We start from the raw sequence: 16152 nt of genomic DNA on the forward strand, positions 1-16152 counted from the left end.
AGAAAACGATATTTACTTAGATAATTACGTTTTAATGTAAGGTCATTATTATTGTTGCGCATAACTATAGCTTTATTTGTTAAAGCTAATTCCATTGCCGAATTATCTGACCTTTACAGCAATGACGTTTTTTTTGGAGTATCTCAACAATTATGCTGCTCACACCTGGCGCCTGTAAACTCGGGTTCAAAGGTACTGTGCGTTATTTCCATATGCTCCAGGCGGTGGCGCAAGTCTTCTTTTATTATATCAAAGGACGCCATGGCCTCGGGGGTGATAACTAAATGAGCGGTAAGGGCATTTTCGGTAGTGCTTAATGCCCACACATGCACGTGATGCACATCGGTAACACCCTTGGTTTTTAGTAATTCGGCTTTTATTTTTTCAACGTCCAGCGTTTTAGGTACACCGTCCATTTCCAGCCGCAGGCTGTCGGTAAACAACCGCCAGGTACTTATCAGTATTACAATTGCTAAAATGATGCTTATACCGCTATCCAGCCAGTACCATCCCGTATAATAAATAAGTACACCGGATATCACCACCGCCAACGATACAATGGCATCCACTGCCATGTGCATATATGCCCCCTTTACGTTCAGGTCCTTTTCTTTATCTTTCACAAACAGCCATGCTGTAAAGCCGTTAATGGCAATGCCTGCCAAAGCCACCCAAATAATGGCAGCTGCAGGTAATGGTTGAGGATTTATAAAGCGAAGTACAGCCTCGTAAACGATAAAACCAATTGCTGCAAACAGGATAACGGCGTTAAAAAACGATACGACAATGGTTGAGCGTTTATAACCATAAGTATACTTTGCATTACTGATTATTTTGCTCAGCTTAAAGGCCAGCAGCGCCAGTGCCAAACTGGCCACATCGCTCAGGTTGTGGCCGGCATCACTTAATAACGCCAGCGAACCACTGTAAAAACCGGCTACAGCTTCTATAATAACAAAGGCGATATTAAGGCTTATACCTATTATAAACGCACGGTTAAGATGATCAAGCCTTGGTGGATGATCGTGATGATGGTGCGAATGGTTATGGCCTGCAGACATATACCAAGATAGCTATTTACGGGAAAACTATTACCAGTGTATTGTCAAATCCAGGCACGTTATGCCTTAGACTTGTTTAAAGATTTAAACAGGAACAAAATCAAAAATGCGACGGGTGGAGATGTCAATAAACAAAGCAACACAGAGCCCCAGTAACCAAGCGGTGTATCGCGGCCATAGTTCGCTACAAAAACCGTTAATAAAACAAATAAAAAAAATATGATGAGCATCTCTGCTGTACCGATATTAAGAAAAGCTATTGTCATGGTTTTAGATTTAGGGATCAGCAATTATTAAATTTATGAATGGTGATAAGGCTCGCCTTTTAAAATGGTATAGGCACGGTACAATTGTTCTACAAAAAACAACCGCACCATTTGATGCGAAAAGGTCATCCGCGACAGCGACAGCTTATCATTGGCACGTTGATACACAGATGCATCAAAGCCATATGGCCCGCCCACCACAAATATTATATGCGAGGTTGAGCCGATCTGCCGCTTGTCGATGTACGCAGCAAACTGGGTTGAGGTAAGTTCGGCGCCTTTCTCGTCAAGCAGTACCAAAAAATCTAATGGCTGTACCTTTTTCATGATGAGTTCTGCTTCTTTACTCTTTTGCTGTTCCTGGGTCAGGGCTTTAGTATTCTTAAGCTCTGGCATATCTATCAACTCGAGCTTTGTGTAATGTTTTAAGCGCTTTACATATTTTTCAATGCCATCTTTTAAGTAGGCATCCTCGGTTTTGCCAACGGTAAGTAAAGTTATCTTCATAAATCAATACAAATAAACGGTAATTTGAAATATAAGCGGTTATTTTACCCCTTTGTTTTTTGTATGAGTACATGGAAGAAGATATTATAAATTTTTACCGCGAACAGGTGCTGGGTGCCAAGGCGAAAGCCAATAAGTTTAAAAAACTTGCTAACCTTTACTCCCTGCTGCGCCTGGGCGTATTTGCACTCACCATAGCGGCAATAACAACCGGCGCCATACTTGACAACTTTACCTTTATTGCGGCAAGCACTGTATTAATGGCACTCGCTTTTGCCTGGCTGGTGGCCCGCCAAAGCCGTTTTGAAGAGCAACGCAATTATTTTGATGACCTGGTTAAAGTGAACGAGAATGAAATAGACAGCATACTAAACTACGGCAACCTATACAACAACGGCATACGGTACCATAACGATAAGCACTTTTATACTGCAGATTTAGACATTTTTGGCGAAGCTTCGCTTTACAAGCTGATAAACCGAGGGGCGACAGCGCCCGGTAACGACAAACTCGCAAGTTGGCTTAGCGCCCCGGCAAACAAAGCAACTATTTTAGCGAGGCAGGAAGCAATAAAAGAAATAAGGGCCAAAAACACCTGGAAGACGGAGCTGCAAACGCTGCTTCTGTTTGCAAAATCGGCGGATGCAAACCAATTGGTACGGCTATCGGCTTTCCTGGCCTCACCACTAAAACTGCCCGGGGAAAATTGGTTAAAAAAATATTGCCGCATAGCCCCTTACCTGTTTATAACTGCCGTGGTGATGGCCATACTGTTTCCGGCCCTTAAAGCGCTGGCTATTTTGCTGGGCCTGGGTAATCTAGGACTGGTAGCTTCTAAAGCCGCATACATAAAAAAAGCCGACCTGGTTGCCGGTAAGATAGGTGATACGCTTGGCCGCTATGCTAAAGCTTTTAAAAAGGTGGAAGCCGAAGAATGGGAATCAGCGTACTGCGCCGGGTTGTTTAATAGATTAAAGCAAGGCAACACTTCTGAGCAAATTAACGAGCTATCCCACTTGATCAATAAACTCAACTATACCCTGAACATGCTGGTAGGGTTGATGCTTAACCTGGTTTTTATATGGAGTATAAAACAGATTATCGCCATTGAAGAATGGAAGCGTACCAACCGGCAAAATCTGCAGGATGCCTTTGACGTGCTTGCCGAATTTGAAGCGCTGATGAGCCTGGCAAGTCTGCACATCAACTACCGGCACTGGACCATCCCGCAGATTGCTGATGGTGAATGTTACACGCTATCAGCAAAAAGCATTACTCATCCGCTTATCCCGGCAGGTAAGAGGATAGAAAACGATTATCACCTGGAAAATGCATTTAAAATTGACATCATCACAGGATCGAACATGGCCGGTAAAAGTACATTTTTACGCACTCTGGGTATTAACACTGTACTCGCCCTGTGTGGTGCGCCGGTTTGTGCCGGTGAGATGGAGGTATCGGTAATTACCTTAATGAGCTACATGCGTATTAAGGACTCGCTAAACGAAAGCACATCAACGTTTAAAGCCGAACTGGACCGCCTGCAAATGCTGTTGGCCGCAGTTGAACATGAACCTAAAGTGTTTTTTTTGATAGATGAAATGCTGCGCGGCACTAACTCTGTAGACAAATACCGCGGCTCCAAAGCCGTGATAGAGCAGTTGATAGCCAAAAGGGGCGTAGGGCTGGTTGCCACCCACGACCTGCAAATTGCGCGGCTGGAAGATAAATATCCAGAGTACGTGCGCAATTTTCATTTCGACATACAGGTACAACAGGGCGAGATGCTTTTTGACTATAAGCTGAAACATGGCGAATGCAATATTTTTAACGCATCGTTACTGCTAAAGCAGATAGGTATAAATGTGGAGTGATGGGGGATTTCGGATTTGATGAACTTATCTGCGTTGAAAGAATGGGCTTGTGCGCTTCCCTCCCCTGGGAGGGTGCCGGGAGGGGTTTAGAAAATTTACTTTTTTGTACATATACCTCATGCGTAAAATAATTCCATACAACCCTGCCAATAAATCCTTAGCAAATAAACTGCGCAAGGATATGACCTATGGGGAAGTACTGTTATGGAATGAATTAAAAGATGACCAATTCTTTGGCTTTGATTTTGACCGGCAGCGTTGCATCGATAATTATATTGTCGATTTCTATTGTAAAGATCTAATGCTTGTTATTGAAGTTGATGGCATTTCGCATGATAATGAAGAGGCATTTGTTAATGATACTGTGCGCCAGCGAAAATTGGAAAATTTCGGCATCAGGTTTTTACGGTTCACCGAAGCGGAAGTTAAATATGACCGGATAAATGTTATAAGGGCTATTGAGGGTGTAATAATTGACATTATTAAAAAGGATCCATTAGTAGTATTACCTAAGGGCTTTGATGAAAGCATACTGGACAATTAAAAACTAGCTTAACCCCTCCCTACACCCTCCCAGGGGAGGGATGCTCACAGGCCCGGCTACTTTGATCCTGATAACCATATAATCAGCAATCATAGTTTTAAACAAAAAAGGCCTGCAACTGCAAGCCTTTAAAAATTATCTTGAACCGCCGCGCGTACCGCCGCCGCCCATACCGCCACCGCCGCCTTCATCCTGTTTCAGGTCATCGTTATTGATGCCTTTTTTCTTTTGCTGTGGGTTGCTGAACTTAACATTACCGAAGCTGTAGCTAAACGTAATACCGAATGACCGAAACGGCACGCGGGTTTTGCTAGTTTGCTGCAAGGTTTTTGAACTAACTGTTTGGTTAAACGACAAGTGCTCTTTAAACGGCTGCACGGTATTGAAGCCGAGCGATGCACGTTTGTTCATGAATTGCTTTTTAACACCTAACACGTACATGCTGAATGCCGGGTTTGTACCTTGTATGTTACGCCGCGCTGTATTATACATTACAAAAGCTTCGGCAACAAAATTTTTTCCCAGGTCGTATTGCGCGTTTAAAAACGCGTTGACCATTACGTAGGTACCTGTATTAACCGCATCATCAAAAAGATTTTGGCTGATACGCGGGCTGTACGTGTAGGCATTAATATTGGCGCGTATGGTTAATGGCTTAAAAGGTGACACCGAGCCAAAGAAACTGCTGCCCCAGGAGTTATTTTCACCAATATTTTGATAAATACTGCGTGTACCGTTAATTGTATCGCCTTCAAAAACTTCGGTTATAGGATTAGCAAAACCCTCTATCAGGTTGCCTGTATGTTTGTAGTACACAGAAAAGTTGATAACCGAGCTTTTAATGAAAGTATTAAAATTCAGATCGACAGTTTGCGATATCTCGGGCTGCAACTCAGGGTTACCCTGTGTTTGTGCAAACACATTGCTACGGTTAATATATGGGTTTAAAAACTGCAGGCTGGGTCGCTGTATACGTTTACTATAACTCAGTTTAAGCGTAGAAGTAGCGCTTAGTTTACGCTGAACGGTTAAGCTAGGTATAAATGTGTTGTAATCTGCACTAAAGGGATCTAATCCGGGTACCGGCGTGCCAAGCGGTTTGCCGTTTATAGCCGTATGCTCATACCGCGCACCGGTTAGTATTGAATACTTGTCGGATAGAGTAAAAGTCAATACGCCATAGCCGGCATATACGCTTTGATTGTACTCATAATCGTTTGAGTTAAGCGGATCCAGTGTAAAGTCAGCAGGGTTTGCATCTATGCCTCCACCGAGCTTATCAGTGTAAATATTATAATCACTACTTAACCTCCTGAAAATGCCTTTACCGCCTGCTTCAAATTTTAACAGCTTCGACACTGGCAACGTATAATCAGCCTGAGCGGTATATTCATTATTGATACCCTTGTTTAGTCCGCTTTGGTTAGGATTGATTGCTGAGTACCTGTACAAAAAGTCATTATTAATTTTACTGTGGCTCCATTGTCCTGAAAAAATAACTTCATGTCCTTCTTTTTTAAACTTACGTGTGTAATCGGCACTCCAGTCGAATCCGCCAAATGTAGTTTTAGATGTTGTTAAGCCTCGGTATGCAACAGTAGGCTCAATGCCGCGCTTTTGTTCGTTATCAGACCACCCATCAAGGTCAAAACCGCCCTGGTTAAACCTGAAGGTAGAGGAGATATTGTTATAATTATTAATATCGTAGTTAAGCGTTGCGCTGTTGCTGGTGCTGTAACGCTTAATTGTGTTTTCAGAATGGTTGTCATTCACTGTTGTTGTCCCGCTGACAGGTGACAGGGTCTGAAAAAGATCTGTTATAGAAGTTTGCGGCCACGTAAAGTTACCGCCTGCGTTAATAGATAAACTAAGGCGATTTTTGTTATAGTTAAAGTTGGCGTTACCGTTATTTTGGCGTGTGCCGATGCCGCCACTAATGGTACCGCTAACGCCCGACATATTTTTTTGCTTGGTTATAATATTGATAATGCCAGCCGACCCTTCCGCATCATACTTAGCTGATGGCGAAGTTATCACTTCCACGCTTTTTACCTGGTCGGCCGGAATGGCACGCAGCGCGTCAGCCACGCTGGCTGCCATAGCGCCAGATGGCTTTCCGTTAATCAATACGCGAATATTCTGGTCGCCTCGCACGGAGACATTGCCATCCATGTCAACAGATACTAATGGCACCTTACGTAAAATATCGCTAACATTACCGCCGGCAGATGTTACATCTTTTTCGGCGTTAAAAACAATCTTGTCTATGCGGTTTTCAATGGTTGAACGCTCGGCCGTTACCTCTACCTCGTTTAACAACTTTGCTGAGGCCGTTAAATAGACGGTGCCCATGTTAAAATCGGGCTTTGCGGGCGTAGTAGTAACCGGATCAACAAATTTTGTTGGATAGCCAATGAACGTAAAACCTATTTTATAACTTCCGGCTTTTACGTTATCCAGCTTAAAGTTGCCTTTATCGTCAGTAACTACGCCGGTGATTGGGGCTTTGCCCCCACTGCGGTAAATACTTACTGATGCATATTCAACAGGTTTTTTTGTTGCAGAATCGATAACCGTCCCGGAAATACGGCCAACAATGGCCGGGCCTCCCGTTGGAATACCCTGCGCTTTAACACCAGTAAAAAAATAGCAAATAAAAACAGTTAATATGTAGAAGCGTTTCATTCTCTAATGATTTTTTAATAGGAGGCGAAAATCATTAAAATGTTACATCTTACAAGTTAACTTTTGTAATAAAATCGCAATGTCATTAATTCGTTACAAGTAGTGTAATTCTTACACTACCATATTAACAATCCGCCCTTTAACCACGATGATTTTTTTAGGTGTTTTACCATCCAGGTAACGCTGTACATCGGCGTTTGCTAAAACAAACTGCTCCACTTCTTTCGCCTCAAGGCTTAGCGGTATGCTTAAGTTCATCTTTGTTTTCCCGTTGATCGATATCGGGTAAGCGAAATCATCCTCTACCAGGTAGGCGGGGTTAAATTTTGGATAAGCTGCATAAGACAGGGTGCCGGCCGGGTTGCCCAGCAACGTCCAAAGCTCTTCGCATATGTGCGGGGCGTAAGGCGATAGCACAATCACCATTTCCTGCAAAATGGCGCGTTTGTTACATTTAAGTTCGGTAAGCTCATTAACGGCTATCATGAAGCTGGATACAGAAGTGTTGAATGAAAACCGCTCAATATCCTCTTCAACCTTACGAATGATTTTATGTAAGGACTTTAGTTCCGCTTTCGTCGGTGCCTCATTGCTCACATTAAGTTCCCAGGCATCATTGTGGAACAAACGCCAGAATTTTCTTAAAAACTTAAATACGCCCTCGATGCCATTCGTGTTCCAGGGTTTGCTTTGCTCAAGCGGGCCTAAAAACATTTCGTACATACGCAAGGTGTCAGCGCCGTAACGCTCAATAATGTCGTCGGGGTTTACAACGTTGAATTTAGATTTTGACATCTTTTCAACCTCGACGCCGCATATATATTTGCCGTTCTCTAAAATAAACTCAGCATTTTCAAACTCACTACGGAACTTTTTGAATTTGTCAAGATTCAGCACTTCATTTTCCACTATATTCACATCTACATGAAGCGGCGAAGTTTTGTAATCTTTTATTAATCCGTGCGAAACGAAAGTGTTGGTGCCGCGGCCTTGTTCATCAATCAACCGATAAACAAAGTTGCTCCGCCCCTGTATCATGCCCTGGTTTATAAGCTTTTTAAAAGGCTCCTCTTCGGTCACCTTGCCAATGTCTTTTAAAAACTTATTCCAGAAACGACTGTACAATAAGTGCCCGGTAGCATGCTCGCTGCCGCCTATATACAGGTCAACGTCTTTCCAATACTCAATGGCTTCCTTTGAAGCAAATTCGTTGTTGTTATGCGCATCCATGTAGCGGTACCAGTACCAGCTGCTGCCGGCCCAGCCCGGCATGGTGCTAAGTTCATATGGGTAGGCCTCACCCCCCGCCCTCTCCAAAGGAGAGGGGGCTTTTAATTCTTCTTCTGAAACACTCTCCTTCGGAGAGGCATGATAAGCCCAACCTGTTGCCCTGCCTAATGGCGGCTCGCCGCTTTCGGTAGGCAGGTATTTATCAATTTCAGGCAATAGTAAAGGTAGATCGGCCTCACTTATTAAGTAAGGTAGCCCATCTTTAAAGTAAACGGGCACCGGTTCGCCCCAGTAACGCTGACGGCCAAAAATAGCATCGCGCATCCTGAAGTTTACTTTGGCTTTGCCTGCGCCCACCGCTTCAAGTTTGGCTATAATAGCCGCGGTCGCTTCTTTGTATTCAAGTCCGTTGGCAAAGCCGGAGTTAATGTATTTGCCCTCCTTGGTTGGGTCTGCTTCCGTGTCAATATTCTGGCTGTCCAGTATAGGTATTATAGGCAGGTTAAAATGTTTTGCGAACAGGTAGTCACGCTGGTCGCCGCTGGGCACGGCCATTACCGCGCCGGTGCCGTAACCGGCCAGTACGTAATCTGCTATCCAAACCGGGATGCGTTCGCCGTTAAGCGGATTAAGCACATAGCTGCCTGTAAATGCGCCGGATACGGTTTTTGTATCCGCCATGCGGTCGAGCTCACTTTTCTTTTTAGTTTGCGCAATGTAGGCATCTATACCGGCTTTTTGTTCCGGTGTGGTTAATGCCGCTACTAGTTCATGTTCTGGCGCCAGCACAACCAGCGTTACGCCGAAGATCGTATCGACACGGGTAGTGAAAACCTCTATAGAGGCAGACTCAACCCGGCCCTCTCCAAAGGAGAGGGGGCTTTCTATTGGGAATTTAACAGACGCACCAACACTTTTGCCTATCCAGTTGCGCTGCATTTCTTTCAGCGGTTCGGGCCAGTCTATCGTATCAAGGCCTTGTAATAAGCGTTCGGCATATGCAGTAATGCGCATGCTCCACTGCATCATCTTTTTTTGCTCAACCGGAAAGCCGCCGCGCTCGCTAAAGCCGTCCTTTACTTCGTCGTTGGCCAGTACTGTACCCAGTGCCGGGCACCAGTTAACCGTACTTTCGCGCAGATAGGTAAGGCGGTACTTTAACAATTCCTCCTGCTGCCTGCTATCAGGCAACGCTTTCCACTCGTCGGCGGTAAACGTTAAAATATCTTCGTCGCTTACGGCATTAATACCTTGTGAGCCCGATGTTTCAAAATGCTTAACCAGTTCGTCGATACTTTCAGCCTTATCGGCAGATTTGTTATACCAGGAGTTAAACAGTTGCATAAATATCCACTGTGTCCACTTGTAATAGTCGGGCGAGCTGGTGCGTACTTCCCGGCTCCAGTCAAACGAAAAACCGATCTGGTCTAACTGGCGGCGATAGGTAGCTATGTTGTCTTCGGTAGTAACAGAAGGATGTTGCCCGGTTTGTATGGCATATTGCTCGGCAGGTAAGCCAAACGAGTCGTACCCCATGGGATGCAACACATTAAATCCTTTTAAACGTTTGTAACGGGCAAAAATATCCGAAGCGATATAACCCAGGGGATGCCCCACATGCAGCCCCGCACCTGAGGGGTACGGAAACATATCAAGCACATAGTACTTGGGTTTTGTAGTATGGTTTTCGGCTTTGAAGGTTTGCTTATCTGCCCAAAACTGCTGCCATTTCTGCTCTATATCCTTAAATTGGTAATCCATATACTTTACTCCGAAAAAATGCGTTGCGAAAATAACAAAAATGACAGACTAACGGGCAGCTGACGTTGCAATAATTGGTTGTTGATTAAGTTATTTGTTACGGTAACAACTTAATTTAGCTTCGTTTTCGTTAGCCTGGGGTTTATAAACACCACTCTATTATATGCAATAAAAAACCCGGCGCATTGTCACCGGGCTCCCTTAAACGTTCTTATAAATTACTCGTCTTTGCGCGGAGGCACCGGCCGTGGTGTTCTCTGGCTCACCGGCGCAATGTCGCGCTGGGGTGGTTTAACATCAAATGACGGTTGCGTTTTACCTAATACAGAGGTAATGCTTGAAATAACCCCTGCAATGTCTGAAAGGTCAGCAGGTACTATCATGGTGTTGTTCGTTTTTGCCAGTTTGCCAAACTCGTTCAGGTATTGCTCGGCTACGCGCAGGTTTACGGCATTCATCCCGCCTTCCTCATTTATCGACGTAGCAATTTCACGTATACCCTTCGCGGTAGCAATGGCAACCATTTCAATTTCGGCAGCAGTACCGCTGGCCTCATTTATTTTACGCTGCTTCTCGCCTTCTGATCGTGCTATCATCTCCTGCTTGTCACCCTCTGCACGGTTAATTTTAGCTTGCTTATCTCCTTCAGACTCCGCTATCTGCGCCCTTTTTTCGCGCTCGGCACGCATTTGCTTCTCCATCGCATCCTTTATACTTTGCGGGGGCGAAATATTTTTTACCTCGTAACGCGATACTTTGATACCCCAGGGCTCGCTGGCTTTGTCAACAGCCTCCACTATGCTGGCGTTAACGGTATCGCGTTCCTCAAAGGTTTTATCAAGTTCCATCTTCCCAATAATACTACGCATGGTGGTTTGCGAGATTTGTATTACCGCAAAGCGATAATTATCAATACCGTATGATGCCTTCTGCGGATCTATCACCTGCAGGTATAATACACCATCAACTTCTACAGCGATATTATCTTTGGTTATACAAATTTGCGATGCTACATCCAGCGCTTGTTCCTTTAGGTTCTGTTTATAGGCAACCTTATCAATAAAGGGTATGAGTATATGAAAACCGGCATCAAGGGTACGGCTGTATTTGCCCAGACGCTCAATAATATAAACCGAACGCTGCGGTACAACCTTGAAAGTTGACAAAAAAGCAATAAGGATAAAAACGCATAAAATAATGAGAATAACGGTTCCTGCTGTCATAATGATTTAGTTGATCGTACGGTTAATATAATACTTTCGTTAGCGGTAATAACTACTTCTTCCCCGGCAGCAATTGCATCCGGCGAGGAAGCTTCCCACAGGGCGCCCCTGAATGTAACCTTGCCTTGTACACCGGGCATAATGGGGGTTTCTGCCCTTGCTTTTCTCCCTATAATCTCATCTTCAAGTAATGGCTTTTGCGACCGCATCATGCCCAGTTTACCCTTAACCCAGTTTCTGAACAGCAATACTGTTAATATTGATGTGCCTAAAAAAACGAAGATCTGTACATTAATAGTCAATGGGGTAAATAACAGCATAATAATACCTACCACCCATGCCCCTATACCAAAAAAGAAAAGGATAAAGCCGGGCACCACAAACTCAAGCAAAAAAAATGCTAATCCGATAATAAACCAGATGACGGCTGTACTCAAAAAACTATCCATGATACTTAGGTTAGTCTCAAATATAGCTTTTTTTGAGCATAAACGCAATAAGTCAGCGTTATGACAGCTACGATTTGAACAGCATTGCCAGTTTATAAAAGGTTACCCACTGTGCTTGCACAAGGGTGCTAAACGGCAGGGTAACTAAGTTCTACGTCGTGTACAGACATGTATATCGGCTTACCACAATATTTCACCCAAATGTGCGACCAGCCATTACTGTCATACCCAAGGAAAGTAACAAACGGATTATCCTCGATAAATCCGGCAAAAGCACTCCCGGTATATTTAAGCTCAAGGCCTTCTAAAAATTCTTCGACTCTTTTCATAACCGATAATTTAAGGTGAATAATTGCATTTTTATCCGTGCGTCAGCTATCAGATCTGACGATTGCAACTTAAATAAATAACGGTCATTTTGTAAAACTGTTTTGTAAAAAAGCTAATACGGTGCTCAACAGCTTACTAAAAGTAAAGTAAGTTATTTCATAACCACTCTTGTAGTTGGTTAACGGGTTGCACCAAATCACTTTGGATACACCCGGCCTATTACAATCTTGTCTATCGACGATAACACTGTATTCCAACCTATTCCTATCCCATCTTTGGTAAAACGGGGATCCACAGGATATTGCATGATAGATTTTGGATCATAAGGCGAATGATAAACCTGGGAAGCCGGGTAGCGGTAAAAAATGTTATAATCAATTTGCTCTGTGGTCCAGCTATTTGGTGGCTGTTTGTAGTACCAGTAAACATTGGCTTTGTTCCAGTTGATATTAACCGCCGGACTGGATTGCTCATGCGCGAGCCCCAGAGCGTGACCAACTTCGTGAATAATGACACGACTAAACTCATCTTCAGCTGTTGTTTTAGTAAACCAACCAAAATTCATCGTAGGTTTCGTTTTGTCTATCAATTTGGCATCCTTCCCGATGTAAGACCATGACGTTTCATCACCTTCATACTTAAATGCGATGCGAATATCACTTGGCGCGCTGCCCGTAACCAACTGTACAGAAATGTTAGCGTGCTGCATCCATTTACTCGCATATTTTAGCACTTTACCGTGCAAAAAACTGTCCTCATTCATAAACTTTACCCGTAGCTTTTGCCCGTTCGACCAAAATTTATCGCGCAGCACTACGCCATGCGTGTGCTTATCATCAGCACCAACTGCTTTGTTGATACACATTTTGGGGGCGTCACCGCTAAACAATTCCAACAGTCTCGCATCATCAGTTTCACTTTCGGGCGCTATTTCGGCCTTTTTAGCACAACCTGCAACCACTATTGTAAGCGCCAGAAAATATACTTTTATGCGATTCGTCATCTTTTATCTGATTAAGATGTAAATATACTATCCTGCAACGACATAGCAACAGAATATATTGCAGGCTAACAGCCGCTAAACACGCTGCTCACCTGCAACAGCCTCAACCGGCCGGATTACCTTCACAATTTTAAATGTCTTTAAACCGTTCGGCATTTCCCATTCCACATCAACGCCCGGCCTGTAACCAAGCAGCGCAACCCCTATCGGCGACATTATTGACAAACGGTTATTTTGTATATCAGCTTTTTTAGGGTCAACCAGGTGAAAAAAGAATGTTCGCTTACTTTCCGCGTCCTGTATCTCAACTTCTGAATTAAGTAATACTACATCGGCAGGTAGTTCTTCTTCAGGTAAAACCCGGGCAGACTTTAGCTCGATGCCAAGTTTTTTCCGGTTAAATTCCGACAGGTTGGCACTCAGTTTAAGATGATTCACCAACATATCATGTTCAATCTTCGATAATATTAATTGAGCGTTTTTCATGATTTATAGTTAAGTATGCTTAAATAGTTATTACCAGGATATTGTGGACATCCTGTTTACTTCAAATATTTGACTTCGGTAATTTTAAAAGCCTTCACACCCTCGGGCATTTCCCATACTACCAGTGCTCCCTGTGCGTAGCCAATTACAGCCACACCAATTGGTGATAGTATAGAATGGTTATTATTTTTCCTCCTTGCTTTACCCGGTGCCACCAGTTTGTAGTTAAATTCTTCGGCAGTTTCAACATCTTTCACCGTAACAGATTTATTTACGGTTACAATTGTTTCCGGAATATCTTTGCTAAGTACCTGGTTAGCGTTTTTTAATTCCTGTGTAAGCTTCTCTTCGTTATATTTACTTAGCCTACGTTTTCGCAATTCTTCTTTCAAAAGGTCATACATACCTGTAGTTAAAATAATTGGCGTATCAGAAATTTTTACATCAGAATTCATAGTGCATTATATTTAGTATTGAAAAAATAGATTATAAGAGGTGTTAGGCCGTCTGGCAAGATCATATTTTACATGAAAAGCCAGCGCCCTGTACAGTCTTACCGTAAGATTTAATGATTTCCCGTCTCTTTAACGAGTCGGGATTAGTTTATAAAATCCTTACTGCTTTTGAGAAAAGCATCTCCAAGTTTGAATTGACATAATAGCACACGCCTGAAATCTGCCGCAGCAACCTTAAGTTGTGTGGCACTTTTTGAGTTAAATATGTAAAGCGTGGTGTGCATTTAGTCAAATATATCAAATGTTAATGGATATGGCAAAGGTTGATAGCTTATAGGGTATTTTTATACTTAATATTGACATTTCAATTATTTATCGTAATATTGCGATATGGGCACCACAAAAAAGGAAATATTTTCAAAGGAGCAAAACGAGCTGGCCCTACAGCTTAAAGCTATCGCCCATCCGGCACGTATTGCAATACTCCAACAAATTATATCGGCCAATGCTTGCATCTGCGGCGACCTTGTTGACGAACTTGGCTTGGCTCAAGCCACCATCTCTCAACATCTTAAAGAATTAAAAAACGCAGGTATTATACAAGGAACTATCGAGGGGGTAAAAGTTTGTTACTGTATTGAACCCCGGGCATGGAAAAAATTGCAAAATATGTTAAGTAATTTTTTAGATGGCTATAAAGGGCCGGCAAACTGTTGTTAAAAAAATTTATTTAAATCAATCGTAATATTACAATAAAACATGAATACGAGTAATATCAGGTGGCAGGAATTCAAAAACGTACTGCTATCGCATATAAGGTTAAATGTTCAATTTGAATATGCCGCCGGCAAATATGTTGCGCCTTATTATCACATCACAGAAATAAAGCAGGCGCTGATAACCTCTGTAGACTGCGGCGGTAACATCAATAGCTGGACTGAAATAATCATCCAGTTATGGGAACCTGCAAACGGGGCAGACGGGCCGGCAATGCCTGCAGATAAAATATTATCAATTATACAAATGGTTGAAAAAAACTTACCCTTAAACCCGCTGGCAATTGTTAAAATTGAATATGGCAATTCCGGTTTTGATATACGCCAGATGTACCCGGCCCGCATTATGCCTGCAGGCGACGAGTTGGTGGTACAACTTAGCCCTGACATAACGCAATGTAAAGCTGTAAACCCGGGCAATAGTTGTGGTACCAAAATTGAACAGACTGTATGCTGCACACCAGCTTCAGCATGTTGCTAATAAAGCTTTGCATTTACTATGCAAATAACCGTCATCGCCATGTATAAGGGATCCTCACACTATTGATATTGCCTGTGAACATAGCCCATGCCCACGCACGGCATAGCCAAATAAGCCTGGCAATTGATATTGTTTACAGGCTATGCGGGTAAGGCCTATTGACCATTGCATTGAGCCGCGGCAACTTTACAAACTTATAACCTTTTACCTTTCACGTTAACATTGTACTTTTGCCGCAGCCATGAGCACATTTACAAAACTCTACTTCGCTTCAGACTTTCACCTTGGCACTAACAGTCATGGTAGCAGTCGTGACCGCGAGGCCCGGCTGGTGCGCTGGCTTGAAAGCATTAAGCATGATGCTGCCGAAATATTTTTAATGGGGGATGTTTTTGAGTTTTGGTTTGAGTATAAAACAGTGGTGCCCAAGGGTTACATTCGCTTTTTGGGCAAACTGGCCGAACTTACCGATGCCGGCATAAAGCTTTACCTTTTTAAGGGTAACCATGATATGTGGATGTTTGATTACTTTAAAAACGAACTTGGCGCCACCATCATCAGCAATGAGTTAGTGATTGAGCGCGGAGGCAAAAAGTTTTTTTTACATCATGGCGATGGCATTGGCCCGGGCGACACGATGTATAAGCTGCTTAAAACAATATTCAGAAGTAAGATATGCCAATGGCTATTTGCCCGCATTCATCCTAATTTCGGGATGGGGATGGCGGGTGCATGGTCGCAGCAAAGCCGGGATACGCATTTAAAAAAGCCTAAGACCGGGCAACACGAATGGCTGCCCGCATTCAGCAGGGAGATGCTAAAAAAAGAACATTACGACTATTTTATATACGGGCACCATCACCTCCCGATGATTGTTGATGTTGGCCCCGACAGCACATATGTTAACCTTGGTGAGTGGTTTAACTACAACAGCTACGCCGTATTTGACGGCCGCCACCTGACGCTGGAATACTTTGAAAAGCCAACAGAAGATTAGGTTTGCTTGTTTACGTTACCCTGA

Annotated in this window: 15 protein-coding genes; 5 read left to right on the top strand and 10 right to left on the bottom strand. The window is 43.3% G+C overall.

What is annotated here, in order from left to right; translation table 11 throughout:
• Window positions 1–143: 143 nt before the first annotated feature.
• Window positions 144–1061, bottom strand: a complete 918-nt coding sequence (locus tag DJ568_RS15725) for a cation diffusion facilitator family transporter (RefSeq protein WP_114006259.1) — start codon at window positions 1059–1061, stop codon at window positions 144–146.
• Window positions 1062–1360: 299 nt separating this feature from the next.
• Window positions 1361–1834: a 23S rRNA (pseudouridine(1915)-N(3))-methyltransferase RlmH gene (gene rlmH, locus DJ568_RS15735; RefSeq protein WP_114006261.1), complete on the bottom strand. Its 474-nt coding sequence runs from the start codon at window positions 1832–1834 to the stop codon at window positions 1361–1363.
• A 71-nt stretch (window positions 1835–1905) separates the two neighbouring features.
• On the opposite strand from rlmH, the gene DJ568_RS15740 reads away from it, so the two are divergent.
• Window positions 1906–3708, top strand: coding sequence for a MutS-related protein (locus tag DJ568_RS15740; protein WP_114006262.1), 1803 nt, complete (start codon window positions 1906–1908; stop codon window positions 3706–3708).
• 118 nt (window positions 3709–3826) lie between these two features.
• Window positions 3827–4252, top strand: coding sequence for an endonuclease domain-containing protein (locus DJ568_RS15745; protein ID WP_114006263.1), 426 nt, complete (start codon window positions 3827–3829; stop codon window positions 4250–4252).
• A 135-nt stretch (window positions 4253–4387) separates the two neighbouring features.
• On the opposite strand, the gene DJ568_RS15750 is transcribed toward DJ568_RS15745, so the two are convergent.
• From DJ568_RS15750 to DJ568_RS15785, 8 genes are all read right to left on the bottom strand, one after another.
• Window positions 4388–6937, bottom strand: coding sequence for a TonB-dependent receptor domain-containing protein (locus tag DJ568_RS15750; protein ID WP_114006264.1), 2550 nt, complete (start codon window positions 6935–6937; stop codon window positions 4388–4390).
• A gap of 111 nt (window positions 6938–7048) precedes the next feature.
• Window positions 7049–9928, bottom strand: coding sequence for a leucine--tRNA ligase (gene leuS, locus DJ568_RS15755; RefSeq protein WP_114006265.1), 2880 nt, complete (start codon window positions 9926–9928; stop codon window positions 7049–7051).
• A gap of 218 nt (window positions 9929–10146) precedes the next feature.
• Window positions 10147–11151 carry an SPFH domain-containing protein gene (locus DJ568_RS15760; protein WP_114006266.1) on the bottom strand — a complete coding sequence of 335 codons (1005 nt, stop codon included), beginning with the start codon at window positions 11149–11151 and terminating at the stop codon, window positions 10147–10149.
• Window positions 11148–11600 carry an NfeD family protein gene (locus DJ568_RS15765; RefSeq protein WP_114006267.1) on the bottom strand — a complete coding sequence of 151 codons (453 nt, stop codon included), beginning with the start codon at window positions 11598–11600 and terminating at the stop codon, window positions 11148–11150. The genes DJ568_RS15760 and DJ568_RS15765 overlap by 4 nt, the downstream gene beginning before the upstream one ends.
• A 128-nt stretch (window positions 11601–11728) precedes the next feature.
• Complete coding sequence (locus DJ568_RS15770; protein WP_114006268.1) at window positions 11729–11929, bottom strand: hypothetical protein; 201 nt, start codon at window positions 11927–11929, stop codon at window positions 11729–11731.
• A 197-nt stretch (window positions 11930–12126) separates the two neighbouring features.
• Entirely contained in the window at window positions 12127–12933 is an 807-nt protein-coding gene (locus DJ568_RS15775; protein ID WP_114006269.1) for a matrixin family metalloprotease, read from the bottom strand.
• Between the two features lie 75 nt (window positions 12934–13008).
• Window positions 13009–13419 carry a GreA/GreB family elongation factor gene (locus DJ568_RS15780; RefSeq protein ID WP_114006270.1) on the bottom strand — a complete coding sequence of 137 codons (411 nt, stop codon included), beginning with the start codon at window positions 13417–13419 and terminating at the stop codon, window positions 13009–13011.
• Between the two features lie 56 nt (window positions 13420–13475).
• Window positions 13476–13874, bottom strand: coding sequence for a GreA/GreB family elongation factor (locus tag DJ568_RS15785; RefSeq protein ID WP_114006271.1), 399 nt, complete (start codon window positions 13872–13874; stop codon window positions 13476–13478).
• Window positions 13875–14264: 390 nt separating this feature from the next.
• On the opposite strand from DJ568_RS15785, the gene DJ568_RS15790 reads away from it, so the two are divergent.
• The 3 genes from DJ568_RS15790 to DJ568_RS15800 all read left to right on the top strand — a co-directional run bounded on the left by DJ568_RS15790 (window position 14265) and on the right by DJ568_RS15800 (window position 16128).
• The gene (locus tag DJ568_RS15790; RefSeq protein WP_114006272.1) at window positions 14265–14594 is read left to right on the top strand and encodes an ArsR/SmtB family transcription factor; all 330 of its coding nucleotides are present in this window, start codon (window positions 14265–14267) and stop codon (window positions 14592–14594) included.
• A 39-nt stretch (window positions 14595–14633) separates the two neighbouring features.
• On the top strand, window positions 14634–15131 hold the full coding sequence (locus DJ568_RS15795; protein WP_114006273.1) for a DUF6428 family protein: 498 nt from the start codon (window positions 14634–14636) through the stop codon (window positions 15129–15131).
• 241 nt (window positions 15132–15372) lie between these two features.
• On the top strand, window positions 15373–16128 hold the full coding sequence (locus DJ568_RS15800; protein WP_114006274.1) for a UDP-2,3-diacylglucosamine diphosphatase: 756 nt from the start codon (window positions 15373–15375) through the stop codon (window positions 16126–16128).
• The last annotated feature ends 24 nt before the right edge of the window (window positions 16129–16152 follow it).

It is taken from the genome of Mucilaginibacter hurinus, from assembly GCF_003324525.1.
Classification (GTDB): domain Bacteria; phylum Bacteroidota; class Bacteroidia; order Sphingobacteriales; family Sphingobacteriaceae; genus Mucilaginibacter; species Mucilaginibacter hurinus.